22 protein-coding genes are annotated in these 23,470 nt (G+C 73.5%); 16 read left to right on the top strand and 6 right to left on the bottom strand.

Going from position 1 to position 23,470, the window contains the following annotated elements:
- Window positions 1–206 precede the first annotated feature (206 nt).
- Window positions 207–740 (top strand): AAA family ATPase, encoded by a 534-nt coding sequence (locus tag EDF18_RS11120; RefSeq protein ID WP_158614666.1) that lies wholly within the window; start codon window positions 207–209, stop codon window positions 738–740.
- Window positions 741–794: 54 nt separating this feature from the next.
- On the opposite strand, the gene EDF18_RS11115 is transcribed toward EDF18_RS11120, so the two are convergent.
- Window positions 795–1,538, bottom strand: coding sequence for a phosphoglyceromutase (locus EDF18_RS11115; protein ID WP_123547858.1), 744 nt, complete (start codon window positions 1,536–1,538; stop codon window positions 795–797).
- A 41-nt stretch (window positions 1,539–1,579) separates the two neighbouring features.
- Here EDF18_RS11115 and EDF18_RS11110 point away from each other — a divergent pair, with 41 nt between their 5' ends.
- Complete coding sequence (locus EDF18_RS11110; protein ID WP_123547857.1) at window positions 1,580–2,356, top strand: class I SAM-dependent methyltransferase; 777 nt, start codon at window positions 1,580–1,582, stop codon at window positions 2,354–2,356.
- A gap of 2 nt (window positions 2,357–2,358) precedes the next feature.
- Here EDF18_RS11110 and EDF18_RS11105 read toward each other — a convergent pair whose 3' ends face one another.
- From EDF18_RS11105 to EDF18_RS11090, 4 genes are all read right to left on the bottom strand, one after another.
- Window positions 2,359–3,423, bottom strand: coding sequence for an FUSC family protein (locus EDF18_RS11105; RefSeq protein WP_123547856.1), 1,065 nt, complete (start codon window positions 3,421–3,423; stop codon window positions 2,359–2,361).
- 5 nt (window positions 3,424–3,428) lie between these two features.
- Window positions 3,429–4,556 (bottom strand): folate-binding protein YgfZ, encoded by a 1,128-nt coding sequence (locus EDF18_RS11100; protein WP_123547855.1) that lies wholly within the window; start codon window positions 4,554–4,556, stop codon window positions 3,429–3,431.
- Window positions 4,549–5,184, bottom strand: coding sequence for an FABP family protein (locus EDF18_RS11095; protein WP_123547854.1), 636 nt, complete (start codon window positions 5,182–5,184; stop codon window positions 4,549–4,551). Before EDF18_RS11095 ends, EDF18_RS11100 begins: the two co-directional genes overlap by 8 nt.
- 198 nt (window positions 5,185–5,382) lie before the next feature.
- Complete coding sequence (locus EDF18_RS11090) at window positions 5,383–5,676, bottom strand: hypothetical protein (RefSeq protein WP_123547853.1); 294 nt, start codon at window positions 5,674–5,676, stop codon at window positions 5,383–5,385.
- Between the two features lie 119 nt (window positions 5,677–5,795).
- On the opposite strand from EDF18_RS11090, the gene EDF18_RS11085 reads away from it, so the two are divergent.
- The 11 genes from EDF18_RS11085 (at window position 5,796) to EDF18_RS11030 (ending at window position 18,114) form a co-directional block, all read left to right on the top strand.
- Complete coding sequence (locus EDF18_RS11085; protein ID WP_123547852.1) at window positions 5,796–6,476, top strand: winged helix-turn-helix domain-containing protein; 681 nt, start codon at window positions 5,796–5,798, stop codon at window positions 6,474–6,476.
- Window positions 6,473–7,303: a mycothiol synthase gene (gene mshD / locus EDF18_RS11080; protein WP_123547851.1), complete on the top strand. Its 831-nt coding sequence runs from the start codon at window positions 6,473–6,475 to the stop codon at window positions 7,301–7,303. The genes EDF18_RS11085 and mshD overlap by 4 nt, the downstream gene beginning before the upstream one ends.
- 309 nt (window positions 7,304–7,612) lie before the next feature.
- Window positions 7,613–7,906, top strand: a complete 294-nt coding sequence (locus EDF18_RS11075; protein ID WP_123547850.1) for a WXG100 family type VII secretion target — start codon at window positions 7,613–7,615, stop codon at window positions 7,904–7,906.
- Between the two features lie 108 nt (window positions 7,907–8,014).
- Window positions 8,015–8,305, top strand: coding sequence for a hypothetical protein (locus EDF18_RS11070; protein ID WP_123547849.1), 291 nt, complete (start codon window positions 8,015–8,017; stop codon window positions 8,303–8,305).
- Window positions 8,305–9,783 carry a hypothetical protein gene (locus EDF18_RS11065; RefSeq protein ID WP_123547848.1) on the top strand — a complete coding sequence of 493 codons (1,479 nt, stop codon included), beginning with the start codon at window positions 8,305–8,307 and terminating at the stop codon, window positions 9,781–9,783. The genes EDF18_RS11070 and EDF18_RS11065 overlap by 1 nt, the downstream gene beginning before the upstream one ends.
- Window positions 9,780–10,394, top strand: a complete 615-nt coding sequence (locus EDF18_RS11060; protein WP_123547847.1) for a hypothetical protein — start codon at window positions 9,780–9,782, stop codon at window positions 10,392–10,394. Before EDF18_RS11065 ends, EDF18_RS11060 begins: the two co-directional genes overlap by 4 nt.
- A complete protein-coding gene (locus tag EDF18_RS11055; protein ID WP_123547846.1) occupies window positions 10,391–11,080 on the top strand; it encodes a hypothetical protein in 690 nt (229 codons plus the stop codon). The genes EDF18_RS11060 and EDF18_RS11055 overlap by 4 nt, the downstream gene beginning before the upstream one ends.
- On the top strand, window positions 11,077–12,162 hold the full coding sequence (locus EDF18_RS11050) for a hypothetical protein (RefSeq protein ID WP_123547845.1): 1,086 nt from the start codon (window positions 11,077–11,079) through the stop codon (window positions 12,160–12,162). The genes EDF18_RS11055 and EDF18_RS11050 overlap by 4 nt, the downstream gene beginning before the upstream one ends.
- Entirely contained in the window at window positions 12,159–16,559 is a 4,401-nt protein-coding gene (locus tag EDF18_RS16355) for an FtsK/SpoIIIE domain-containing protein (RefSeq protein WP_158614665.1), read from the top strand. Before EDF18_RS11050 ends, EDF18_RS16355 begins: the two co-directional genes overlap by 4 nt.
- A gap of 13 nt (window positions 16,560–16,572) precedes the next feature.
- Window positions 16,573–17,727 carry a hypothetical protein gene (locus tag EDF18_RS11035; protein WP_123547844.1) on the top strand — a complete coding sequence of 385 codons (1,155 nt, stop codon included), beginning with the start codon at window positions 16,573–16,575 and terminating at the stop codon, window positions 17,725–17,727.
- A 168-nt stretch (window positions 17,728–17,895) separates the two neighbouring features.
- Window positions 17,896–18,114, top strand: a complete 219-nt coding sequence (locus EDF18_RS11030; protein WP_123547843.1) for a hypothetical protein — start codon at window positions 17,896–17,898, stop codon at window positions 18,112–18,114.
- A 377-nt stretch (window positions 18,115–18,491) separates the two neighbouring features.
- On the opposite strand, the gene EDF18_RS11025 is transcribed toward EDF18_RS11030, so the two are convergent.
- Entirely contained in the window at window positions 18,492–19,100 is a 609-nt protein-coding gene (locus EDF18_RS11025; RefSeq protein ID WP_123547842.1) for a TetR/AcrR family transcriptional regulator, read from the bottom strand.
- 34 nt (window positions 19,101–19,134) lie between these two features.
- Between EDF18_RS11025 and EDF18_RS11020 the strand changes: the two genes are divergently transcribed.
- The 3 genes from EDF18_RS11020 (at window position 19,135) to EDF18_RS11010 (ending at window position 23,344) form a co-directional block, all read left to right on the top strand.
- Window positions 19,135–20,097, top strand: coding sequence for a DMT family transporter (locus tag EDF18_RS11020; protein WP_123547841.1), 963 nt, complete (start codon window positions 19,135–19,137; stop codon window positions 20,095–20,097).
- Between the two features lie 137 nt (window positions 20,098–20,234).
- The gene (locus EDF18_RS11015) at window positions 20,235–22,403 is read left to right on the top strand and encodes an RNA degradosome polyphosphate kinase (RefSeq protein WP_123547840.1); all 2,169 of its coding nucleotides are present in this window, start codon (window positions 20,235–20,237) and stop codon (window positions 22,401–22,403) included.
- Complete coding sequence (locus tag EDF18_RS11010; protein WP_123547839.1) at window positions 22,400–23,344, top strand: NUDIX hydrolase; 945 nt, start codon at window positions 22,400–22,402, stop codon at window positions 23,342–23,344. The genes EDF18_RS11015 and EDF18_RS11010 overlap by 4 nt, the downstream gene beginning before the upstream one ends.
- Window positions 23,345–23,470: the final 126 nt, after the last annotated feature.

The raw sequence follows: 23,470 nt of genomic DNA, 5'->3' as shown, positions 1-23,470 counted from the left end.
AGGCCTGATCGGCCCCGCGGCCGCCGTGCCGTGATGCGCAGGAGGCGCGGTGTCCGCTCGTCGGACGCCGCGCCTCCTGCTGTCTCTCTCCTCATTCAGGAAGATGACTCCTGAGTCGCGCGACTCAGGTGCCGAGAGTCCTGAGTCGTGCACGATTCAGGAGCTGCCGGCCGGCACCTCCTGGATTGCACGAGAGGATGGTGGGCATGGCTTCCGTCGCGATCCTCGTCAACGGTCTTCCCGGCTCGGGCAAGACCACCCTCTCGGCCACGCTCGCCGGCGTGCTCGGCTGCCCTCTGCTCGCGACCGACCCGATCAAGGAGGCGCTGGCCGACCTGGCCGGGCCGATGATCGACCCGCTGGCGCTCGGCTCCATCGCGATGGACACGGTCTGGTCGATGGCGGCCGAGGTCGAGGCCGGCGTGGTCGTCGACTCGTTCTGGCACCGGCCGCGCGACCTCGAGCTCGCCCGGACCGGGGTCTCGCGGGCAGGCTCGCCGCGCACGCTCGAGGTGTGGTGCGACGTCGACCCCGACGTGGCCCTGCAGCGCGTCGTCGACCGGCTCGCCGCCGGCGGTCGCCACCCCGCGCACGGCACGGTCGAGTCGACCCGCTCGTCGTGGGCCGAGTGGGCCGAGGCGGCCGCGCCGCTGGGCGAGTGGCCCGTGCTGCGCGTCGACACGAGCACGCCCGTCGACGCCGACGACCTCGTGATGAGGATCAGCGAGCAGTTCGTCTAGACACGACGAGGCCCGCACCTGTGGGGGGCAGGGCGGGCCTCGCAGGGGCTGCGGCTACTTCTTGCCCTGCGCGGCGACGGCCGCGGCTCCGGCGGCGGCGGCCTCGGGGTCGAGGTAGCGCGCAGGACCGGTGGGGCGGAAGTCGTCGTCGAGCTCGTAGACGAGCGGGATGCCCGTCGGGATGTTCAGCTCGGAGATCTCGTCGTCGCTGATGCCGTCGAGGTGCTTCACGAGCGCGCGCAGCGAGTTGCCGTGCGCGACCACGAGCGTGACGTCGCCGGCCGCGAGGCTCTGGGTGATGTCGCTCTCCCAGTAGGGGATCATCCGCTCGATGACGAGGGCGAGCGACTCGGTGCGCGGCGCGTCGATGCCGAGCTCGGCGTACCGCTTGTCGTGGGCCTGCGAGAACTCGCTGTCGTCGTCGAGCGGGGGCGGCGGCACGTCGAACGAGCGGCGCCAGGTCTGGAACTGCTCGGGGCCGTACTGCTCGAGGGTCTGGGCCTTGTCCTTGCCCTGGAGGGCGCCGTAGTGGCGCTCGTTGAGACGCCAGGAGCGCTTCACGTCGATCCAGAGGCGGTCGGCCTCCTCCAGCGCGATGTCGGCGGTCTGGATGGCGCGGGTCAGGCGCGACGTGTAGAGGACGTCGGGCAGCAGGTCGTGCTCGCGCAGCAGCTCGCCCGCGCGCTTCGCCTCGGCGCGCCCCTGCTCGGTGAGCCGCACGTCGACCCATCCCGTGAAGAGGTTCTTGGCGTTCCATTCGCTGTTGCCGTGTCGCAGGAGGATGAGCGTCGAAGTCATGCCTCCAGCGTATCGCTGCGCCCCGGTGCGAGACTTGGTGCATGCCCGTCGGATCCGTCACCCGCGGCACCACCGGCACCAACCGCCTCCGTCGGGTCGACCGCTGGATCGCCGCCCACCCGGCGCTGCGCCGCGCCGACGACCCGCTCGTCGTCGACCTGGGCTACGGGGCGAGCGCGACCACTCCCCTGGAGCTGCACCAGCGCCTCCTGCGGGCCCGCCCCGACGTCGAGGTCGTGGGCATCGAGATCGAGCCGGAGCGCGTGCGGCGGGCGCAGCCGTCGGCGCGGCCGGGCGTCAGCTTCCGGCTAGGCGGCTTCGAGGTGCCGCTCGACGGCGGCCGACGGCCCGCGGTCATCCGGGCGTTCAACGTGCTGCGCCAGTACGACGAGTCGCAGGTGGCCGCGTCGTGGGCGCTGATGACGTCGCGCCTGCAGCCGGGTGGCGTGCTCGTCGAGGGGACCTGCGACGAGATCGGCCGCGTCTCGAGCTGGGTCGACGTCGACGAGGAGGGGCCCCGCACGTTCACGATCTCGCTGCGGCTGGCCTCGCTCGAGCTGCCCTCGATCGTGGCCGAGCGTCTGCCGAAGGCGCTGATCCACCGCAACGTCCCTGGCGAGCGGGTGCACGACCTGCTCGTCGACCTCGACCGCGCGTGGGCCGTCGCGGCTCCGCTGTCGGTCTACGGGCCCGTGCAGCGCTGGGTCGCGACCGTCGAGGGGCTCCGGGCCGGCGGCTGGCCGGTGCTGCACGGCCGCACACGCTGGCGGCTCGGCGAGCTGACGCTGCCCTGGGACGCGGTGGCGCCGCGCACCTGAGGTCAGACGGACGCGAGCCGGCGCCGGGCCTCGGCGTGGTCGAGCCCGGTCGCCATCAGCAGGTCGATCACGAGCGGCCGCATCATCAGCACGACCATCGACTCGGTGACGGGTGACCCGGGGGCGACGACCGCGGGGTCGAGCCGGGCCGCCACCGCGCTGAGCGCGTCGCGGGCGACCGGCACCCGCTCGACGTCGTCCACGGACTCGCCCAGCACGGCCACGGCCCGGCCCGTGCTCTCGAGCACGTCGGCGAGGCCGAGGCGGTCCCGCCCGTCACCGACCGCGGTGTCGATGCGCCGGGCGATGACGCGGAGGTTGCGGACGGCCAGGTCGACGTCCTGGCGGAGCTCCTGCTGCTGCCGCAGGTACGGGAGGCGCGAGCGGAGGAACGGCGACAGCCGGGAGATCGAGACGGCCGACTCGAGCGTCGAGGCCCAGTCGTCGAGCAGGGGCTGGGTCGAGCGGAGGCGGCGCAGCGCCTCGTCGGCCCGGCGGACGTCGTCGGAGCGGAGGGCCTCGACCAGCGCGGCGAAGGCCGCGGCGAGCTCGGCGAAGAGCATCCGGGCGTCGAGGCGGACGAGGCGTATCGGGTCCCGCGGCACGATCGCGGTGACGGCCAGCGCCACAGCTCCCCCGACGGCGCCGTCGATGCTGCGGACGAACGGGCCGCCGTCGGGGTCGGGCAACAGCATGACGAGCATCGCCTGGGTCGCGGCCGCGGCGGCGAAGCCTGCGCTCGGTGACGCGAACCGCGCGACGGCGAGCACCACGAGCAGCACGACGGCCACCTGCCAGAGGCCCTTGCCGAGCGCGAGCAGCATCACCTCGCTCAGGGCGATGCCGATCAGGATCCCGACGGCGTTCTCGAGCACGACCTTCGGCCGGGCGTCCCGCGCGAGGCCCAGCGACGAGATGGTGATGGTGACGGCCAGGAGGGGCACGGCGTGGCCGAGGCCGTAGTGCGCGATCGAGTACGACGCGGTGACGGCCACGACGATCTGCACGATCGCGGGCAGCGCCGTGACCGTGCGCCGCGCCGAGGCCCGGACGTCGAGCCGCGCCACGACGGCTAGCGGCGGACGGCCCCCAGGCGCGGCAGCCGGGGCACCCCGGCTGAGGCGCCCGCGGAGGCCGGCACGATCGTCTGCGGGGAGGCGGCGACGACGATGTCGGAGGAGAGGACCGCGAGCGGCGCGGCCTCGTCGGTGGTGCGCTTGACCAGCGCGAGGGCGATCGGGCCGAGCTCGTGGTGCACGGCGGAGGAGGTGACGTGGCCGACCTCACGGGTCGTGTCGGCGGCGAGCACGACCGGGTCGCCGTGCGCGGGCAGCACGGAGTCGCTGCCGTCGAGGTGCAGCATCACGAGGCGCCGCGGCGGGTGCCCGATGTTGTGCACCTTGGCGACCGTCTCCTGGCCGCGGTAGCAGCCCTTGGCGAGGTGCACGGCGCTGCGCATCCAGTCGAGCTCGTGCGGGATGCTCCGCTCGTCGACCTCGGTCGTGAGGCGCGGGCGCCAGGCCTCGATGCGCAGGGCCTCGAGCGCGAGCGTGCCCGCGGCGGGCAGCGAGGAGGCGGCGAGCGCGTCGAGGTCGGAGCGCGCGACGAGCGTCTCGCGGGCCGTCCACTCGCGACCGGGGTGGGCCTCGGCGTCGGCGTACGAGTGGCCGCCGACGGCGACCTCGGACCACGGGTCGACCCAGACGACCGGGACGCCGGCGGGGGCGAGCACGGGGACCGGCAGCGCGACGTCGCCGAGCGAGCCGATCGTCGCGACGTCCGCGGTGCGGTCAGCCACCTCGACGCGGAGCATGAAGCGCATCCGGTCGAGCCAGGCGCGCAGGGGCTCCGCCTCGGGGAGGTCGACGAGCAGCCAGGTCGTCTCGCCGTCGTCGACGACCCGCGCCGCGTGCTCGAGGCGACCGTTGGCGTCGAGCAGGAGGGTCTCGGTCGAGTCGCCGGGGGCGAGGCCGGTGAGGCTCTGGCTCGTGAGCGAGTGCAGCCAGGTGAGCCGGTCGGGGCCGGTGACCGTCAGGACTCCGCGGCTCGAGAGGTCGACGATCGCGGTGCCGGCGGCCAGGGCACGCTGCTCGGCGACCGGGGTGCCGTAGTGAGCCGCGACACCGGTGCCGTCGTCGACGAAGCCGTCGCGGCCGGAGAACGGCGAGACGACGGCAGTGACCTGGCCCGCGTCAGCCAACGCGGGCCAGCCGACCCGACGCGTGCGTGCGCAGTTCCTGGCCGAGGGCCGCGACGTCCCAGGCCCAGAGCAGGTCGTTCTCGACGAGGCCGTACATGCGGGTCGCCGCCGAGTATTCTTTCGCGTTGCTCGACCGGAGCACCGCGTCGGTCGACAGGTCGATGCGCGGGCCCTTCACGCGGCCGAGGTAGAGCTCGTTGACGCCGGTCGGGTGCACGAGCTGGACCTCGAGGCCGAACCCGTCGTCGGGTCGGCGGAGGATCTCGACGGTCTGCGCGGTCGAGTACGGCGCGACGCCCTGGCCGGGCAGCATGCCGGGGCCGCGGTCGCCGACCTCGGCCGGCCGCTCGAGGCGCCAGAAGCCGGTCTCGCTCGCCAGCGGGGTGCGCTCGTCGTCGAGCTCCCACGAGAACGAGCTGTAGTTGAGCCAGGGCGCGCCGTCGTGGCTGAAGCTGACGCGCTGTCCGAACTCGTGCGTGCGGCGCACGGCGGGCGGCTTGCCGTCGACGGGAGCGTCGGGGTCGCCGTCGCCGATCTTGTAGTCGACGACGCCGGTGCCCTCCCAGACGCCGATCAGCCACGACAGCGGGACGAGCTCGGCCGGCAGGTCGGTGGGGATGTCGATCACGGGTCTAGCGCTGTCCCTTGAACAGCTTGACCAGCACCACGACGGAGACGAACGCGATGCCGAGCGACGCGAGGCCGAGGAGCCCGATGTAGAAGATCTCGAGGGCGAGCAAGGAATCCATGCCCCGAGCCTACCCGGGGGGCGACGAGATGGACAGGCAGAGGAGGCGGGGTGCCCGCAGCGTCGAACGACCTGCGGTCAGCGCAGCAGCGCGACGATCCCCGTGGTGAGCGCCAGGAGCACGAGGCTGCCGCACAGCGCCAGCATCGTGCGCGAGACCAGCCCGTCCTTCTCGCTCGTCGCGAGCTGCAGGACGAACGTGAGGAGGATCGAGCCGCCCAGGGCGAGCGACAGCCACGTGTAGTGCTCGTCGCCGGTGGTGGTGACCGCGATGACGACGCCGGCCACGAGGGCGAAGAGCCAGACGGGGACGATGGTCACCGGCTTGAGGCGCGCGAGGCGGCTCGGGGTGCTGTCGGGTGCTGTGCTCACTGGGGTCGTCCCTCGTTCGTGACCTGCCGCCCTGCTCTAGCATCGGGGTGGTCGGGGTGGTCCGGGCGGTCGTCGCCCTTGACCTAGGCTGTTCGACAGTACATTCACTGGAGGTCCGTGTGGCACAGCTGTTGGTCCTGACCTCTGCCGGCTCCTCCGACGTGCTCCCCGCGCTCGCCCTGCTGAGCCACCGTACGCGGCAGATCCCGGCCGAGCCCGCGCAGCTCGTCAACGCCCCGTCGAGCGACCTGATCTTCGTCGACGCCCGCGTCGACCTGGCCAGCGCCAAGTCGCTCTGCAAGATCCTCCGCACGACCGGCGTCACCGTGCCGCTCGTGCTGGTGCTGACCGAGGGCGGCCTCACGGCCGTGAACCACGAGTGGGGCGCCGACGACGTCGTCCTCGAGACCGCGGGCCCGGCCGAGGTCGACGCCCGGATCCGCCTCGTGGTCGGGCGCCTCGCGCAGTCGCAGACGGGCTCGAAGATCCACGCGTCCGGCGTGGTCATCGACGAGGCCAGCTACTCGGCCAAGGTCCACGGCCGGCCGCTCGACCTCACCTTCAAGGAGTTCGAGCTGCTCCGCTTCTTCGCCACGCACCCCTCCCGCGTCTTCACGCGCGAGCAGCTGCTGAGCGAGGTGTGGGGCTACGACTACTTCGGCGGCACGCGCACGGTCGACGTCCACGTGCGTCGCCTCCGCGCGAAGCTCGGCGACCTCGAGTCGCTGATCGGCACGGTGCGCAACGTGGGCTACCGCTTCAACGTGTACGACGACGAGCCGGGCGCGGTCGTCCGATGACCTCCGAGCTCGATCCGGCCGAGCTCGACGCCGCGGGCCTCGAGGCGCTGGCGCGGGCGGCCCAGGTCGTCGACGGCAGCCCGCCGGTGAACGACCAGGCGCTCGTCGAGGTCCGCACGGGTGAGGCACGGCTTCTCGGCGACGAGCACGCGGCCGCGGTGCTCCGACCCGGCGAGGTCGAGCTCGTGGTGCACCCCGACCACCGGCGACGCGGGCTCGGCTCGGCGCTCGCCCGCCGCGTCGTCGACGAGACGACCGGCCCGCTCGCCTTCTGGGCGCACGGCGACCACCCCGGCGCCCGCGCCCTCGCCGCGCAGCTCGGGCTCGTCGAGACGCGGCGCCTGCTCCAGCAGCGCGCGCCGGTCGAGGGACGCACGCCGCGCCTCCGTGACGGCGACCGCATCGCCGCCTTCCGGCCCGGCGTCGACGATGCGGCCTGGCTCGACCTCAACGCCCGCGCGTTCGCCGACCACCCCGAGCAGGGCTCGCTGACCCAGGCCGACCTCGACGCCCGCAAGACCGACGACTGGTTCGACGCCGGCGACCTGCTGCTGCTGTGGCGGGGCGACGAGCTGCTCGCCTCGTGTTGGCTCAAGCTCGAGGCCGACCAGCCGGGCGAGTTCTACGCCGTCGCCGTCAGCCCCGAGCACCAGGGCGAGCACCTGGGAGGCGCGGTGGTCGACGCCGGCCTCGCCCGCCTCCTCGACAGGGGCGTCGACACCGCTGCCCTCTACGTCGAGGGCGACAACGCCGCCGCGCTGCGGCTCTACGCGGCACGCGGGTTCGTCGACCACGCCGTCGACGTGCAGTACACGCTCTCGCGCTGACCCGTCGGATCGCGCACTCGGACGTACCCCGATGCGGGTGAACGGCGGGGTGAACTGCGCCACCTGCACAATTCTGTGCAACTTCGTGCGCACCGCGCAATAAACGCCGGTCACGCGCGCGATGCCCGTGGGTACGGGCCTCGACGGCGCACCAGGTCGTTCGGTCGTCGAGATTAACACTGCGTGACCGACCCCCGATCGGGGGTCGTCGGCCCCTAGCTTCGATCTCGGCTCGCCCCGGCGGGCCACCGATCACGCCCGGCCGACGCGGCCCGGGCGACCACACGGAAGACGACCCCGAGGAGCACCATGCCCAACTTGAACGTCACCTACGGCGACATGCGCGACGCGGCCACCCGCCTGACCAACGGCGAGGCCGACATCGAGTCGAAGCTCCGCGAGCTCAAGGCGCAGGTCGACAGCCTGATCAGCGGCGGCTACGTCACCGACCAGTCGTCGGTCGCCTTCGGCGCCTCCTACCAGGAGTTCAACGACGGCGCCACGAAGACCATCCAGGGCCTCGAGGGCATGAGCTCGTACCTCAACAGCGCCGCCGAGGCGCTCGAGCAGACGGACTCCGAGCTGGCCAAGGCGCTCAAGTAGCGCGTCGCCGCGGTCCCGCCCCCGTCGCGGGGCGGGACCTCGGCGTTCCCCCTCGCCCCCACCTCAACCGCCCCACCTCCTTCGGCCTGCCCCACGAACGGACGCCCCATGCCAGACCTCATCGTCGACGGAGAAGCCCTCCGCACCTCGATCGACTCCCTCTCCCGCGTGCGCGACGAACTGGGGAACCAGATGTCGGGCCGGGACGAGAACCACGACATCTTCGGCCAGAGGGACCTGAACAAGGCCATGCGCGACTTCGCCGGCGACTGGAAGATCCACCGCACCAAGATCAAGGACGACGTCTCGAAGCTGCACGACAAGCTCGTCGAGATGAGCGAGACCTGGGACGAGGCCGACGGCGAGATGGCGAAGAGCATCAGCACGGAGACCGTCTGATGGGCGCGCGTCCCGGCGAGTGGTCGCTGCTGCACGAGAACGACGACCCGATGTCCGCCGACGTCGACCAGGTGAAGGTGCTCGCGGCCTTCTATGACGACATGGCCCGCACCATCCACGAGCAGGCCGACGTCCTCAAGCGCATCGGCGAGGGCGACGAGACGCACTTCAAGGGCCAGGGCGCCGACAAGGTGCGCGAGAAGAGCAAGGCCGTCGGCGCCTCGCTCGAGCAGATGTCCGGACGCTACGACGCCGTCCGTGACGCGCTGCGGTCGTACCTGCCCCAGCTCGAGCACGGCCTGGCCGAGTCGGCCTCGGCCCTGCAGGAGGCGGTGGCCGCCCGCGACTCGATGTCGCAGGCCACCGGGATGGCCGACCCCCGCGAGGACCGACCGAAGGACGCCCCGCCGCTCACCAGCGAGGAGGAGGGGGCCGGCCGCGCCAAGGACGCCGCGCTCGACTCGGCCCAGGGCGCCTCCGCCGCCGCGATCGCGCACCTCCGCCGTGCCCAGGCCGACCTCGACGCGGCCGGGCACGCCGCCTCCTCGACCATCAGGGGCGCCTGGAAGGACGGGCTGCACGACACGCTCGGCGACAAGATCCGCGCCTTCTTCAAGAAGTTCCTCGCGATCCTCATCAAGATCCTCACGTGGATCGGGATCGCCCTGGCCATCATCGCGATCATCATCCCGGGGCTCGGCTTCGTCAGCCTGATGGCGGCTGTGACCGCCGGCGTGGCGTTCGCCGCGACCATCGCGCAGGCGGCCATGGGCGACGCGTCGTGGGTCACGGTGCTGATGGCCGGCATCGGCATCCTGTCGCTCGGAGCAGGTGCGCTGATCACCAAGGCGACGAACGTCACCAAGGGCACGATGATCGCCGGGGGCGCCGCCCACACGGCGAAGATCACCAAGAACGCCCACGCGGCCATGGCGTTCACCGCCAACCAGACGGTCAAGCGCAAGCAGATCTTCGACGACCTCCTGGCCGGCCGCGCCACGGTCGAGGCGACGGTGACGCGCCTCAAGGACCTCCCGGTGCGGATGAAGGAGATCCAGGCCTCGGCGGTCAAGCAGTTCAAGGCCGCCGACCTCGGGGAGGTCAAGCCGAACTGGTGGAACGTCGGCCGGACCGGGGACATCCTGAAGTTCGACAAGAAGGCGATCATGGACCAGTTCGGCGAGAAGGGCTGGTCGCTCGACAAGCTGATCGGGGTCGACGGGCTCAAGGGCCTGGCTGACATCGCGACCAAGGCCAAGGCCAGCGGCATCAGCCTCACCTCGATGCGCGTCCAGGAGCTCGTCTACTTCACGGGCGGCTCGAAGGTGTTCGGCTGGGGCAGCACCGCTTTCAGCCTCGGCGCGAACCCCACCGGCCTCGGTGAGGACCTCGCCCGCTGGACGGGCTGGGAGGACGCGAAGGCGAACTTCCCCGGCGGCACGCCCTCCGTCGCCGAGGCCGAGGCGGAGAAGCTGTGACCGGTGAGGCCCCGGCCCGCCCGACGGTCGTCGTCGACGTCGACCCGCCTGCCTGGCTGATCGTGCCGCCCGCCGACATGGCGTCCGGCCCTTGGCGGGAGGCGGCCGCGGCCCTCTTCGCGTTCTCGGACGAGGTGGACCGCACCGGCGGCGTCACGCCCCCCGTGCTCGACGTCGACGGTGCGCTCGACGGCCTGCTCGCGATGGCGGCCACGCTGGGCGAGACCTCCCGCCTCGCCGCCGGCTTCTCGGTGCCGGGCGCCTGGCCCCTGCCCGTGATCGTCGACGCGGGCCTGACCGGCGACGACGCCCCCGACCTGCTCGAGCTCGGCCGCGCCCGGGGCGGCTCCCCGCTCGAGGCGCCCCTGATCGACGAGCTGCCCGACGACGTCGGCCCCGGCGTCGTCGTGACCCGCTTCGACCTCGACCTCGAGGGCCGCGTCTGGGTCACCGTCACCGCCGCCGCGCGACGAGACGGCCTCGACGTGACCACCACGTGGCGCAGCACCGACCTCGGGCTCGTGCCGCTCCAGACGCCGGCCGTCGTCGAGCTGGCCGGACGCGTACGCCTCGTCGACCGGGCCGACGACCTGCAGGAGACGAGCCGATGACCACCGCGACCTCCCCCACGGCGGCGCCCGCCGCCTCCTTCGCCCTGGCCCTGCCCGTCGGCTGGGCCCGGCTGCCGGCACGTGCCGAGCAGACCGCCCAGCTCGCGCGCGAGGTCGACCGGATCGTGCGCGAGGCGCTGCCCGACGACCTGCCCCGCGACAGCGCGGAGCCGCTGCGACGCCAGCTGCGTCGCCGCCTGACGGACGCGGTCGAGGAGGCGGGGCGGGCCGGCGCGAACGCCGTCTACCTGCCCGCGTCGATGGACGGGTTCGCCCTGCCCGTCAGCCTCAGCGAGGCCGAGGTCGACGACGAGTCCGAGACCGAGCCGGTGCGCATCGTCGCCGACCTGCTGAGCGACGCCGGACAGCTCGACGGCCTCCGCGACGTCGACGGCGCCGCGGCCGCCCGGACGGCCGTCACGATCGCCTCCGACCAGGCCGAGGGCTCGTGGGAGCGCACCTGGTCGAGGCGCGTCGTCTACACGATCTCGGTGCCGCACCGGCCGGGGAGGTGGGTCGTGCTGACCTGGTCGGCCGTCTACGGCGACGAGCCGAGCGAGCGCCTCGCCGACGCCCTCGTCGAGCTGTTCGACTCGATCATGACCACGTTCCGCTGGACCGACGTGCCGGGCGAGGACCCGACCCCGGTCGAGCTCGCCGTCGCGGCCGCCGAGGAGGCGCGGTGACGGTCGTCGGCGCGGTGACGCCCACGGCCCTCGCGGTCGACCTGCCCCCGATGCTCGAGCCGTTCGGCGACCTGGCCCTCACGGTCGCGGTGCTGCTCACCGTCGCGGTGCTCGCGTTCACGATCCCGGTCTGGGTCGCGTCGCGCCGGGTCGTCAAGGTCGAGGCCGTCGCCTGGGCCGACGACGTGCGCGGCGACCCCTCGGCGACCTGGGCCGCCGACCGCGCGCTGCGCGTGCTGCTCGCGTCGTGCGAGCGCGAGCACGTGGTGTTCCCCGGGCTCGCCCGCGTCGTGGTCGGCTCCGAGCGGATCGACGTCGACCTCGTCACGCCCACCGTCGCGCCGCCCGCCCCGTGGAGCACGAGCCGCGACGGCCGCCGCTGGTCGGCCCCCGTCGAGCTCGTGCAGCTCGAGGCGCTGCCGGCGCGGCGCCCCGAGGGCCTCGCGACGGTCGTCGCGCTCGGGTCGTCCGCCGAGGGCCGTGTGCTCGTCGGGCTGCACGCGCTGCACGGCGTCCTCGGGATCGACGGCGACCGGTCCGCCCGCCTGGCCGTCGCGCGCCGGATCGCCGACCAGCTCGCCACCTCGCCCTGGAGCCGGTCGACGGCGGTGCTGCGCGTCGGCGTCCGCGACGACGAGGTGGCGGCCGGTGCCCTGCTGTCGCTCGACGACGCCCTCGACGTCGTCGTGACGGGCGCCTCCTCGGGGGTGCTGTTCCTCTCGGAGGTGCCCTCGGCCTCGGCCTGGACCGCCCTCCGCTCCGCCCTCGAGCGACCCGAGAACGGCTGGGGGGTCGTGCTCCTCGCCCACCACGACCAGGTGCGCTGGCAGCTGACCGCGCGCCGCGACGGCACGCTGGTCGGCGACGCCGTCGGCGAGCTGCGCTGGGTCGACGTCGCGCTGAACGGCCACGACGCCGTGGCCGTGCCGGCCGGGCTGCCGCGGCCCGCCGCCGAGGGCGCTCCGTCGTCGCCGTCCGTGCCCTCCCTGCCGGTCGCCCCGGGGACGGCCCCGGCCGGCCGTCGGCGCGACGCGAGCAGAGGAGGCGCCACCCGCCCGGGCGACGCCGTGGCGACCCGATGAGGGTCGTCCTCACCGTCTCCGACGACGTCGCCGGGACGCGCTCCGACCTCGTCGTCGACGCGCCCGGCGAGACGCCGCTCGCGCTCGTGCTCGACGCGATCGGCCGCGAGGTCGGCACCGTCTCGCGGATGCCCGAGGGGGTCGACGAGCAGGCGACCTTCGCGACGAGCGGCCTGCTCGACGGGGCGCTCCTGCACGTCGGCTCCGCGCCTCCCGGCCGTGCCGCCCCCGGCGTCGTCGACCTGCGCCTCGTCGGCGGCGTCGGGGCCGGCCGCTCCGCGCCGCTCGTCGTCGGCCGGACCCTCCTCGCCGTCGACCCGGACGGGCACCTGGTCACCGGCGTCGCCGACCTGCCCGCCGTCGCCGAGGTCGACGTCTCGTTCGACGCAGCCGTCCGCGTGCGTGCCGTGCTGCCCGAGGGCGTCGGCGGCGCGGCCGCCCCGGCCCTGCTCGAGGAGGAGCCGCTCGGGGACGAGTGGACGCCGTGGCCGCCCGAGGCCCGGCTGCGCCTCGGCGAGTCCGTGCTCGCCGCGCTGCCCGCGACCGTCCCGGACGTCGTGTTGCTGCGCGCGCCCGACTCGGGCTGGGTCGACTTCAACCGCCCGCCGCGCCTGCTGCCGCCGACGCCGCCGGTGAAGTACGTGATCCCCCGGGTGCCCGCCCCGCCTCAACGCTCGCCCCTGCCCTGGATCATGGCGGCCGTGCCGGCGGTCTTCGGGATCGTGATGGCCGTGGCGTTCCAGCACGCGTTCTACCTGATGTTCGCCTTCATGTCGCCGATCATGATGATCGGCACGACGGTCACGAACCGCCGCAACGGCAAGAAGAGCCACGGCAAGGCACTCGCCGAGCACCGCGAGCTCGTGGCGCGCATCGAGGGCTGGGTCGACGACTCGATCGACGCCGAGCGCGACCGTCGACGCACGCGAGCCGCCGACGCGGCCGAGCTGCGCACCGCGGCCCGCGTGCCCACGCACCGGCTCTGGGAACGCCGCCCGACCGACCCCGACCACCTGCACGTCCGCGTCGGCACGGCCGACCTGCCGAGCACGGTCGAGATCCAGGACGAGCGCTCGACCGACCAGCGGAGCACGGCCACCGGCACGACGCGGCAGGTGCCCGTCGTGCTGTCGCTGGCCCGCACCGGCGTGCTGGGCGTGGCCGGTGCCGGGAGCCGCCCGCGCCTCCTCGGCCGCTGGCTGGTGGGCCAGCTCGCCGTGGCGCAGAGCCCGCACGACGTGCGGCTCGTGGTGCTGACCTCGGTGGCGTCGCTGCCGGCGTGGGAGTGGACGACCTGGCTGCCGCACGCGCGCCCGGGCGACGGCGACGACGCCCTGGCGGCGATCGGCGCGGACGGCGAGACGATCGGCCGGCGCCTGGCCGAGCTCTCGCTCGTGCTGCAGGAGAGGCGGGCGGCGTCGACGGCGTCGCACTCCTCCCGCCCGGCCCGGTTCTCGCCCGAGTACGTCGTGGTGCTCGACGGCGCCCGACGCCTGCGCGCCATGCCCGGCGTGGTGGGGCTGCTGCGCGACGGTCCCGAGCACGGGATCCGCGTCGTCTGCCTCGACGCCGAGGAGTGGCAGCTGCCCGAGGAGTGCACGGCGACCGTCGTGCAGCACGCCGACACGCGGCTGACGGTGCGCGAGCAGGGCCGGGCCGACCTCGACGACGTGCTGGCCGACCTCGTCGTCGACGACTGGTACGACGACGTCGCGCGCGACCTGTCGCCGATCCGCGACCTCAGCTCGAGCGAGACCGCGGGCCTCGTGCCCGACTCGGCGGCGCTGCTGCCCGTCCTCGGCCTCGAGCACCCCACCGGCGAGCTGCTCGCCGAGCGCTGGCGGCGCGACGGCGGGGCCTCGACCTCGGCGGTCGTCGGGGTCTCGATCGACGGCCCGTTCTCGATCGACCTGGTCTCGGACGGCCCGCACGGCCTCGTCGCGGGCACCACCGGGTCGGGCAAGTCCGAGTTCCTCCAGACGCTCGTCGCGTCGCTGGCCGTCGAGAACCGGCCCGACGCCATGACGTTCGTGCTCGTCGACTACAAGGGAGGCGCGGCGTTCGCGGCCGTCGCCGACCTGCCGCACACGGTCGGCCTCGTCACCGACCTCGACAGCCACCTCGTCGAGCGGGCGCTGCGGTCGCTGCGGTCCGAGCTGACGCGGCGGGAGCACGTCCTGGCCGCCTCGGGCGCGAAGGACGTCGAGGACCACGACGAGCACCTGGCCCGAGGCGGGCTCGGCGAGCGCCTGCCGCGCCTCCTGATCGTCATCGACGAGTTCGCCGCCCTGGCGAAGGAGCTGCCCGACTTCGTCAGCGGGCTCGTCGGCATCGCCCAGCGCGGCCGGTCGCTCGGCGTGCACCTCATCCTCGCGACGCAGCGGCCGTCGGGCGTGATCAGCCCCGAGATCCGCGCGAACACGAACCTGCGGGTGGCCCTGCGCATGACCGACACGGGCGAGAGCTCGGACGTGATCGACGTGCCCGACGCGGCGCGCATCGCCAAGTCGCTGCCCGGCCGTGCCTACGCGCGCCTCGGGCACTCGTCGGTCGTGCCGTTCCAGTCGGCCCGCGTCGGCGGCCGGAGTGCCCTCGACAGCGACGGCACGACGGCTCCCCCGTTCGTCCGCCTCTTCGACTGGCGCGACGCCGCCCTCGCCCTGCCGACCCGGCCCGCCACCGGGGCGACCGCGGTCGAGACCGACCTGACCGTGCTCGTCGGGGCCCTGCGCCGGGCCACGGAGCTGTCGGGCCTCGGTCGTCAGCGCAGCCCGTGGCTGCCGCCCCTCGAGGCCGTCGTGCCGCTCGACCTGGTCCCGCCGGAGGCGCGGGCCGGCCAGGGCGCGCCCCTCGCCTTCCGCTGGGGCACCGAGGACCTGCCCGACCGGCAGGAGCAGCGCGCCGCCACGATCGACCTCGACCAGCTCGGGCACCTCTACGTCGTCGGCGCCCCCGGTTCCGGTCGCTCGCAGGCGCTGCGGAGCATCGCGGCGGCGGCCGCCTCCGCGGTGTCGAGCGACGACCTGCACCTCTACGGCCTCGACTGCGGCAACGGCGGCATCACGTCGCTGTCCGGGTTCCCGCACACGGGCGCGATCGCGCAGCGCACCCAGCTCGAGCGGTCGACCCGGCTGATCGACCGCCTCGTCGCCGAGATGGGGAGGCGGCACGAGGTGATCGGGACCGCCGGCGTCGCCAACATCGCCGAGCAGCGGGCCACGGCCGCACCCGGGGACCGGCTGCCCCACGTGCTCGTGCTGATCGACCGGTGGGAGAACTTCGTCGGCACCCTCGGCGAGCTCGACGGCGGGCGGCTGACCGACTCGGTGCAGGCCATGCTCCGCGACGGGGCCGGTGCGGGCCTGCACCTCGTCATCTCGGGCGACCGGTCGCTGTTGACCAGCCGGATGGCGGTGCTCACCGACGACAAGGTCGTGCTGCGGCTCACCGACCGGCTCGACTACAGCCTCGCCACGATCGACCACAAGACGCTGCCCGCCGAGATCGGCCCGGGCCGGGGCTTCCGCTCCGGGAGCGGCGTCGAGGTGCAGGTCGGCGTGCTCGGCGACGACGTCAGCGGCCAGGCCCAGGTGGCCGCCGTGCGCGCGCTGGCCGAGCGCCTGCAGGCGGTCGAGCCGCGGGGACTCCGCCGCACCTCCCCCCTGCGGGTGGACGACCTGCCGAGCCAGCTCGACCTCGACGCGGCGCTCGAGCTGGCCGGTGCCGACGCCAGCCGCCCCCTCTGGGCCCTCGTCGGCGTGGGCGGCGACGAGATGACGGCGCAGGGCATCGACCTCGAGGCGGACGCCCCGACCTTCGTCGTGGCCGGCCCGTCGCGGAGCGGCCGCAGCACGATGCTGCTCACCATCGCCGAGTCGCTGCTGCGGGCCGGCACCGAGATCGTCGTCGCAGCCCCGCGCCCCTCGCCCCTCCGCGGGCTGGCCGGGCACCCCGGCGTCCGGGGCGTGCTGACCGGCTCGGACCTCGTCGAGGACGACCTCGCGCCCCTGCTCGCGCCCGACGGCAGGCCGGTGGCGCTGATCGTCGACGACGGCGAGCTGCTGCTCGACGTCAGCGCGAAGCAGTGGCTCCGCGCGTTCGTGCAGTCGGCGGCCGACCACCGCCGGGCGCTCGTGCTCGGCGGCAACGCGAACGGCCTCTGCGCGGGCTTCTCCGGCTGGCAGGTCGAGGCGAAGAAGAACCGCCGCGGGGCGCTGCTCAGCCCGCAGGCGACCCTCGACGGCGACCTGGTCGGCGTCCGGGTGACACGGTCGATGGTGTCGTCGCGAGTCGTCCCCGGGCGGGCGCTGGTGCACCTCGGCAGCGGCGAGCCCCTCACCGTGCAGGTGCCCGTGGCGCCGACGAGGGCGGCGGTAGTGTTGGCCGGTCACGACTGACCAGGGGGACCAGATGAGCGACGACGCACTGCCGCAGGCCGCGGGCCAGACCGCACCGGGGGCGAGCGGAAGGCCGTCGCCGGGACCGCACGAGCCGTCGCCGTCCCCCTCGCCGTCGCCGTCGCCGTCGCCGAGCGGGCGTCGCGGCTGGAGCCGTCGTCGCACGCTGCTGGTCGGCGGGGCCGCCGTGCTCTTCGCGCTCGGCGTCGTCGCCGCCGTCGTGGTGGGCCGCACGGCCGCCACGCACCAGCCGCAGGCCGCCGTCATGGCCTACCTCGACGCGGTGCAGCAGGGCGACGTCGAGCAGGCGATGTCGCTCGACGGCACCGAGGTCGGCGACGGCGACGGCGACGTGCTCCTCACGAACGACGCCTACGCGGGCGTCACCGACGGGGTCACGGGCTGGCGCGTGACCGGCTCGCGCGTCGACGGCGACACGGCCGCCGTCTACGCCGTCGTCCAGCAGGGCGGCGAGGCGGGCGCCGTGTACGACCAGCAGTTCACGCTCGAGAAGGACGGCACCGACCTCCTCTTCTTCGACCGTTGGACGCTCACGCCCGTCGAGCTCGGCACCCTCACCGTCCAGGTCGGCGCGCCCGACGCCGCCGTCGTGACGGCGGCCGGCGTCGAGGTGCCCCACGCCGGAGCCGAGGGCGACACGGTCGAGCTGCGGGCGTTCCCCGGCAGCTACCCCGCCACGCTCGACGGGGCGGGCGCCTACGCGGCGGACGACGTCGTCGGGATCGCGACCGGCGCCTCCTCGCCCGGCAGCCCCGCCACGCTCGTCGCGACGCTGACCGACACGGGCCAGGCGTCGGCACGCGCCGCCGTCGACGCGTGGCTCGCCGCGTGCGTCGCCAGTCCCGACCTCAAGCCCGCCGGCTGCAGCTTCCAGATCCTCAACGAGCCGACCGGCTACACGCTGACCGACCAGAAGTGGACGCTCGAGACGACGCCCGTCTACGAGATCGGCGACTGGACGAGCCAGGGCTGGCAGGTCGAGGCCACGACGGAGGGGTCGGCCGTCTTCACCTCGACGGTCAGCGACGGCGCGGGCTCCACCGGCACCTTCAACTCGGTGGGCTCCGTGCGGGTCCCCGTCCAGGGGGTCATCCCGGACGTGACGGGCGAGGGCGCGACCTTCACGTCGACGCTGCTGCCGTACTGACGGCAGGAGCCCCGCTGCGCCCTCGGGGCGTGGACCGGGGTACGCGTCGGGGTACGAGGACGCCTGTCGACGGCCTACTCGGAGGTGCACCCCGACCTGGCACGCCGCTCACAGCCTGAGGGAGTGGATTGTCGTCATCGGATCGTCCACGACCTGCAGGAGAACACCATGAACCCCGTCAAATTCATCTCGGACCTCGGCGTCAAGAGCGAGCACGCCTACTGGGGCGGCTTCGCCTCCATCGTCATCGCGCTCGTCGCCTGGCTGGCGTCGCAGGGCAAGGACTCGAACGACAAGGCGCAGTCAGACCGCTGGGGCATCTTCATCGGCCACTGGGCGCCCACGTTCTTCGCCCTCGGCATCGCCCTGAAGCAGGAAGAGAAGTAGGCAGCTCTCCCCTCTCGTCCCTCCGGACGACGGCGCCGCGGCGACGTCATCCGGGGGGACGACTCGTTCGCGGCGAGGCTCCACGACGCTGGTGACGCGTGCTGGTCGAGCAGCGGTTCGTGCCGATCTTCTGTTTCCTCTTCGGCCTGAGCGCCCAGCTCATCGTGCTGTCCGCCCTGCTCGGACTCGGCGTGCTGCACGCGCTCGTGTTCCCCGGGGACGTGCTGCGCGAGTACGCCGTCGCCGGCCTCGTCCTGCTCCCGGTCGTGCTGCTCGCCCCTCGCTGGCTGACCGCGGCGCTGGGCGCCGGGCTCACGATCGTCGCGTTCGCCGTCCTCGGCGGAGGCGTCGTGACGGTCCCCGGAGGCCGGGGCCGTTCAGGGGCGACGGGCGCCGGCGATCAGCACCGCGGCGAGGTCCCGTGCCGTCTCGACCGGCCTGGGGAAGGTCGCCATCCCGAGCGTGACGAGGGCGCCCTCGTGCAGCAGCATCAGCTGCCGCGCGAGGGCGCCGTCGTCGCCCCGCCCGAGCCCCGCCTCCGCGAGGAGGTCGGCGACCAGCGCGAGCATCCAGCGCTTCTGCCGGGTGAGCTCGGGCAGCACCGGCCCGCCGTCGTCCGGGCCGCCCACCTCCGCGCGCGCGTTGATCACGCCGCAGCCCTTGGGCGAGTTGTCGGCGGCCCAGGTGAGCGTCGCGTCGAAGACCGCGAGCACCCGCTCGGGGCCGGGCTCGGGCGTGCGGGCCAGCTGGGCGGCGAGGTGGGCGCGCCATCTCGCGTCGCGGTGCTGCAGGTACGAGACGACCAGCGCCTCCTTCGAGCCGAAGCGGTCGTAGAGGGTCTTCTTCGTGACGCCGGCCGCCTCGGCGATCGTGTCGACGCCGACGGCGTGGACGCCGCGGTCGTAGAAGAGGCCGGAGGCGGCGTCGAGGAGGCGGCGCGCACCGGGCGTGAGGGAGGGCAGCTCGGGCGCGGTGAGATCGACCATGCCCTCGACTATACCAACCTGTATAGTCAGCGGCATGACTAAACAGATCGGTGTACTCGCCGACCGCGCGAACGGTCGGTCGGGCCGCGTGCCGGGCGTCGTCACGGTGCTCGCCGCCGCCGCGTTCGTCCTCGCCTGGAGCTCGGGCTTCACGATCGCGGCCGTCGCGACCGTCGACGCGCCCGCGACGACGCTGCTGCTCTGGCGGTTCCTGCCGCTCGCGGTGCTGCTCGTCGCGGCCGCCGCCGCCCGCGGACGACTGCGCGGGGTCCCCGTCGTCGAGCTGCGGCGACAGGCCGTGATCGGGCTGCTCGCGCAGTTCGGCTACGTCGTCTTCGTCTACGCGGCGGTCGGCGCCGGGGTGGCGACCGGCAGCACGGCCCTGGTCGACGCGGTGCAGCCGCTCGTCGTCGCCACCCTCGTCGGCCCGCTGCTCGGGCTGCGGGTGCGCGGCGCGCAGTGGGCCGGGCTCGGCGTCGGTGCGGTCGGCGTCGTGCTCGTCGTCGGGTCGCAGCTCGGCGACTCGGACGCGCCGGCCTGGGCCTGGGCGTTCCCGGCACTGGCCATGGCGAGCTTGATCGCCGGCACGCTCGTCGAGCGACGCGGTGCGGCAGAGCTGCCGGTGCTCACGACGCTGACGGTGCACGTGAGCGTGACGGCCGCGGCGCTCGTGGTGCTCGCGGCCGCGACCGGGACGCTCGTGCCGCCTCCGTCGTTCTCGTTCTGGGTCGCCACCGTGCTGTCGGCGCTGGTGCCGACGCTCGCCGCGTACGGGCTCTACTGGTGGCTGCTGCGCCGGCTGGGCGTGACCGCCCTGAACGCGCTGCTGTTCCTGGTCGCGCCGACCACCGCGGCGTCCGGCGCCCTGCTGCTCGGCGAGCCGCTCACGGCGTGGACCCTCGCGGGGTTCGTGCTCAGCGGCGCCGGCTCCGCCCTCGTGCTGGCGGGCGGGCGCAGGAGGCGCGCACCGGTCGGCGAGGCCCTCGCGACCGCCTGAGGCGCCTCCGTCGCGCCCCTTCCGTGCTTCGTACGCGCTGCCTTCGTGCCTCCTCCACAGCCGCCGGGCCGGGCCTCGTCACCAGCCGTTCACGTGGCGGGGACGTCGGCGGCCACCAGGGGTGGCACGATGGTGCGATGGACAGCGAACCACGCGTCGACGGCGCCGGCGTCACCCCCGATTTCCTCGACGACTTCGACGAGATCGTCAGCTTCGAGGACGGCACGCTCCCCGCCGAGCGGTACCTCGACCGAGAGCTCAGCTGGCTGGCGTTCAACCAGCGCGTGCTCGAGCTCGCCGAGGACCCGACGACGCCGTTGCTCGAGCGCGCGAACTTCCTCGCGATCTTCGCGAGCAACCTCGACGAGTTCTTCATGGTCCGCGTCGCCGGCCTGAAGCGGCGCATCGCCACCGGGCTCGCGGTGCCGACGAACGTCGGCCGCGGCCCGAACGAGGTGCTCGCCGACATCAACGCCAAGGCGCACGACCTGCAGGAGAGGCACGCCCGGGCGTTCCTCGACCTGGTCAAGCCCGACCTCGACGACGCGGGCATCCACATCGAGAAGTGGTCCGACCTCGAGGAGGCCGACCGCGTCCGGATGCGCGAGATCTTCACCGAGCAGATCTTCCCCGTGCTGATGCCCCTCGCCGTCGACCCTGCGCACCCGTTCCCCTACATCTCGGGCCTGTCGCTCAACCTCTCGGTGCGCGTCCGCAACCCGAAGACGATGCGCCAGGAGTTCGCGCGCCTCAAGGTGCCGCAGATGCTGCCGCGCTTCGTGCAGCTGCCCGACAACGACAGCGGGCGCGTACGGTTCATCCCCCTGGAAGACCTGATCGCCAATCACCTGCAAGACCTGTTCCCGGGCATGGAGGTCGTCGAGCACCACGTGTTCCGCGTCACCCGCAACGAGGACGTCGAGGTCGACGAGGACGAGTCGGAGAACCTGATCCAGGCGCTCGAACGCGAGCTGCTGCGTCGGCGCTTCGGCCCGCCCATCCGCCTCGAGATCACCGACGACATGGACCCGGTCACGCTCGAGCTGCTCGTCCGCGAACTCGACGTCACCGACCAAGAGGTCTACCGGCTGCCGGCCCCCCTCGACCTCGCCGGCCTCTTCGAGATCACGAAGATGCCGCGCTCCGACCTGAAGTACCCGAAGCACCTGCCCCAGACGGCGCTGCAGCTGCAGCCGACCGAGCCGAACATGAAGCCCGACATGTTCGCCAGCATCGCCCGGCAGGACATCCTCGTGCACCACCCGTACGAGTCGTTCGCGACGAGCGTGCAGGCGTTCCTCGAGCAAGCGGCGGCCGACCCCAACGTCCTCGCCATCAAGCAGACGCTCTACCGCACGAGCGGCGACAGCCCCATCATCGAGGCTCTCATCGACGCCGCCGAGTCGGGCAAGCAGGTGCTCGCCCTCGTGGAGGTCAAGGCGCGCTTCGACGAGCAGAACAACATCACCTGGGCACGGAAGCTCGAGAAGGCCGGCGTGCACGTCGTCTACGGCCTGGTCGGGCTCAAGACCCACTGCAAGCTCGCGCTCGTGATCCGCCAGGAGAAGGGCCGGCTGCGGCACTACACGCACATCGGCACGGGCAACTACAACCCGAAGACGAGCCGCATCTACGAGGACATGGGCCTCTTCACCGCCGACGACCAGGTCGGCAAAGACCTGACGCGCCTGTTCAACGAGCTGTCGGGCTACGCGATCGAGAAGAAGTTCAAGCGCCTCCTCGTCGCGCCGCGCTACCTGCGCCGCGGGCTGCTCAAGCAGATCCAGGGCGAGATCGAGGCCGCGCAGGCCGGTCGCCCCTCGGGCATCAAGATCAAGATCAACTCGATCGTCGACGAGCAGATCATCGACGCGCTCTACAAGGCCAGCCAGGCCGGCGTGCCCGTCGACGTCTGGGTGCGGGGCATCTGCACCATCAAGCCGGGCCAGCCGGGCCTCAGCGACACGATCCGCGTGCGGTCGGTGCTCGGCCGCTACCTGGAGCACTCGCGCCTGTTCTGGTTCGCGAACGACGGCGACCCCCAGGTCTTCATCGGCAGCGCCGACATGATGCACCGCAACCTCGACCGCCGCATCGAGGCGCTCGTGCGCCTCACGCAACAGGACCACCTCGACCAGGTCTCCGAGCTCTTCGACCGTGCGATGTCCGACGAGACGGCGTCGTGGTGGCTCGAGAGCGACGGCACCTGGACGCGCCACGCGCGTGACGCGTCGGACGCGCCGCTCGCCGACATGCAGAACGTGCTGATGAAGCAGATCACGCAGCGCCGCCGGGCCAGCCGGTGAGCACGGTCGCCCCCACGACGATCGTCGCCGCCGGCGCGGTCTGCTTCCGCCTCGTCGACGGCAAGGCGCGCGTGCTGCTCATCCACCGCGAGCACCACGGCGACGTCTCGCTGCCCAAGGGCAAGGTCGACCCCGGCGAGTCGACGCCGCAGACGGCCGTCCGCGAGATCCGGGAGGAGACGGGCTACCGCGTCGCCCTCGGGGCCCCGCTCGGCACCGCCGAGTACGTCATGCCCGGCGGTCGGGACAAGATCGTGCACTACTGGGCGGCCGAGGTCACCGACGAGGCGTTCGCCGAGGCCGGTCGCTTCACGCCCAACAGCGAGGTCGCCGCGATCGAGTGGGTCTCGATCGAGAAGGCGCGCGCCAAGCTGACCTACGAACGGGACGCGGAGGTGCTCGACCGGTTCGCCGACCGCGTCGCCTCGGGCGCCGCCCGCACCTTCGCCCTCGTGGCCCTGCGGCACGCGAAGACGACGTCCCCCGGCGACTGGAGCGGCTCGGACGCCACCCGACCCCTGCTGCCCCAGGGCCGCCGCCAGGCGAAGTCGATCGCACCCGGCATCGCCGCGTGGGCCCCGCAGCGGCTGATCAGCAGCACGGCCGCCCGCTGCCTCGCGACGCTCGAGCCGGTCTCGGCGCTGACGCGCGTCGGGGTCAAGCAGAGCGACTCGATCAGCCAGGACGCGTTCGACCGCCACGACGACGACGTGACCGGCGTCGTCGCGAAGCGCCTGAAGAAGCGGGTGCCGGCCGTGTTCTGCACGCACGCCCCGGTGCTGCCCGAGATCGTGCGCCAGATCGCCGCGGGGACGGTCGGGGGCCACCGGCTCGACCTGCGCCGCGCCTCCTCGCTGAGCCCCGGCGAGTACACCGTGTTGCACGTGTCGTGCTCCGATGCCGCGCTCGTCGCCGTCGAGACGCACGGCCCCGTGCTCTGAGGCCGACCGCCGACCGTTCGACCATCGCGCCCCGTGGCACTGCCCCGGGGCGCGAGCCGTGTCGGGCCGTGTCGGCGCGACGGGTGGGCTCGGCGGGTGATCCTGGCCCTGCGGCACCGTGCCTGC

It is taken from the genome of Frigoribacterium sp. PhB107 (genome assembly GCF_003751515.1).
In the GTDB taxonomy this organism is placed as follows: Bacteria; Actinomycetota; Actinomycetes; order Actinomycetales; family Microbacteriaceae; genus Frigoribacterium.
This window is presented reverse-complemented; position numbering and strand designations above follow the sequence as displayed.

Bases quoted from the DNA above. Each gene is read 5' to 3' on its own strand.
- EDF18_RS11070 (WP_123547849.1), top strand. From the start codon at position 8,015: ATGCCAGACCTCATCGTCGACGGAGAAGCCCTCCGCACCTCGATCGAC.
- EDF18_RS11115 (WP_123547858.1), bottom strand. From the start codon at position 1,538: ATGACTTCGACGCTCATCCTCCTGCGACACGGCAACAGCGAATGGAAC.
- EDF18_RS11120 (WP_158614666.1), top strand. From the start codon at position 207: ATGGCTTCCGTCGCGATCCTCGTCAACGGTCTTCCCGGCTCGGGCAAG.
- mshD (WP_123547851.1), top strand. From the start codon at position 6,473: ATGACCTCCGAGCTCGATCCGGCCGAGCTCGACGCCGCGGGCCTCGAG.
- EDF18_RS11065 (WP_123547848.1), top strand. From the start codon at position 8,305: ATGGGCGCGCGTCCCGGCGAGTGGTCGCTGCTGCACGAGAACGACGAC.
- EDF18_RS11030 (WP_123547843.1), top strand. From the start codon at position 17,896: ATGAACCCCGTCAAATTCATCTCGGACCTCGGCGTCAAGAGCGAGCAC.
- EDF18_RS11075 (WP_123547850.1), top strand. From the start codon at position 7,613: ATGCCCAACTTGAACGTCACCTACGGCGACATGCGCGACGCGGCCACC.
- EDF18_RS11110 (WP_123547857.1), top strand. From the start codon at position 1,580: ATGCCCGTCGGATCCGTCACCCGCGGCACCACCGGCACCAACCGCCTC.
- EDF18_RS11025 (WP_123547842.1), bottom strand. From the start codon at position 19,100: ATGGTCGATCTCACCGCGCCCGAGCTGCCCTCCCTCACGCCCGGTGCG.
- EDF18_RS11055 (WP_123547846.1), top strand. From the start codon at position 10,391: ATGACCACCGCGACCTCCCCCACGGCGGCGCCCGCCGCCTCCTTCGCC.
- EDF18_RS11015 (WP_123547840.1), top strand. From the start codon at position 20,235: ATGGACAGCGAACCACGCGTCGACGGCGCCGGCGTCACCCCCGATTTC.
- EDF18_RS16355 (WP_158614665.1), top strand. From the start codon at position 12,159: ATGAGGGTCGTCCTCACCGTCTCCGACGACGTCGCCGGGACGCGCTCC.
- EDF18_RS11035 (WP_123547844.1), top strand. From the start codon at position 16,573: ATGAGCGACGACGCACTGCCGCAGGCCGCGGGCCAGACCGCACCGGGG.
- EDF18_RS11020 (WP_123547841.1), top strand. From the start codon at position 19,135: ATGACTAAACAGATCGGTGTACTCGCCGACCGCGCGAACGGTCGGTCG.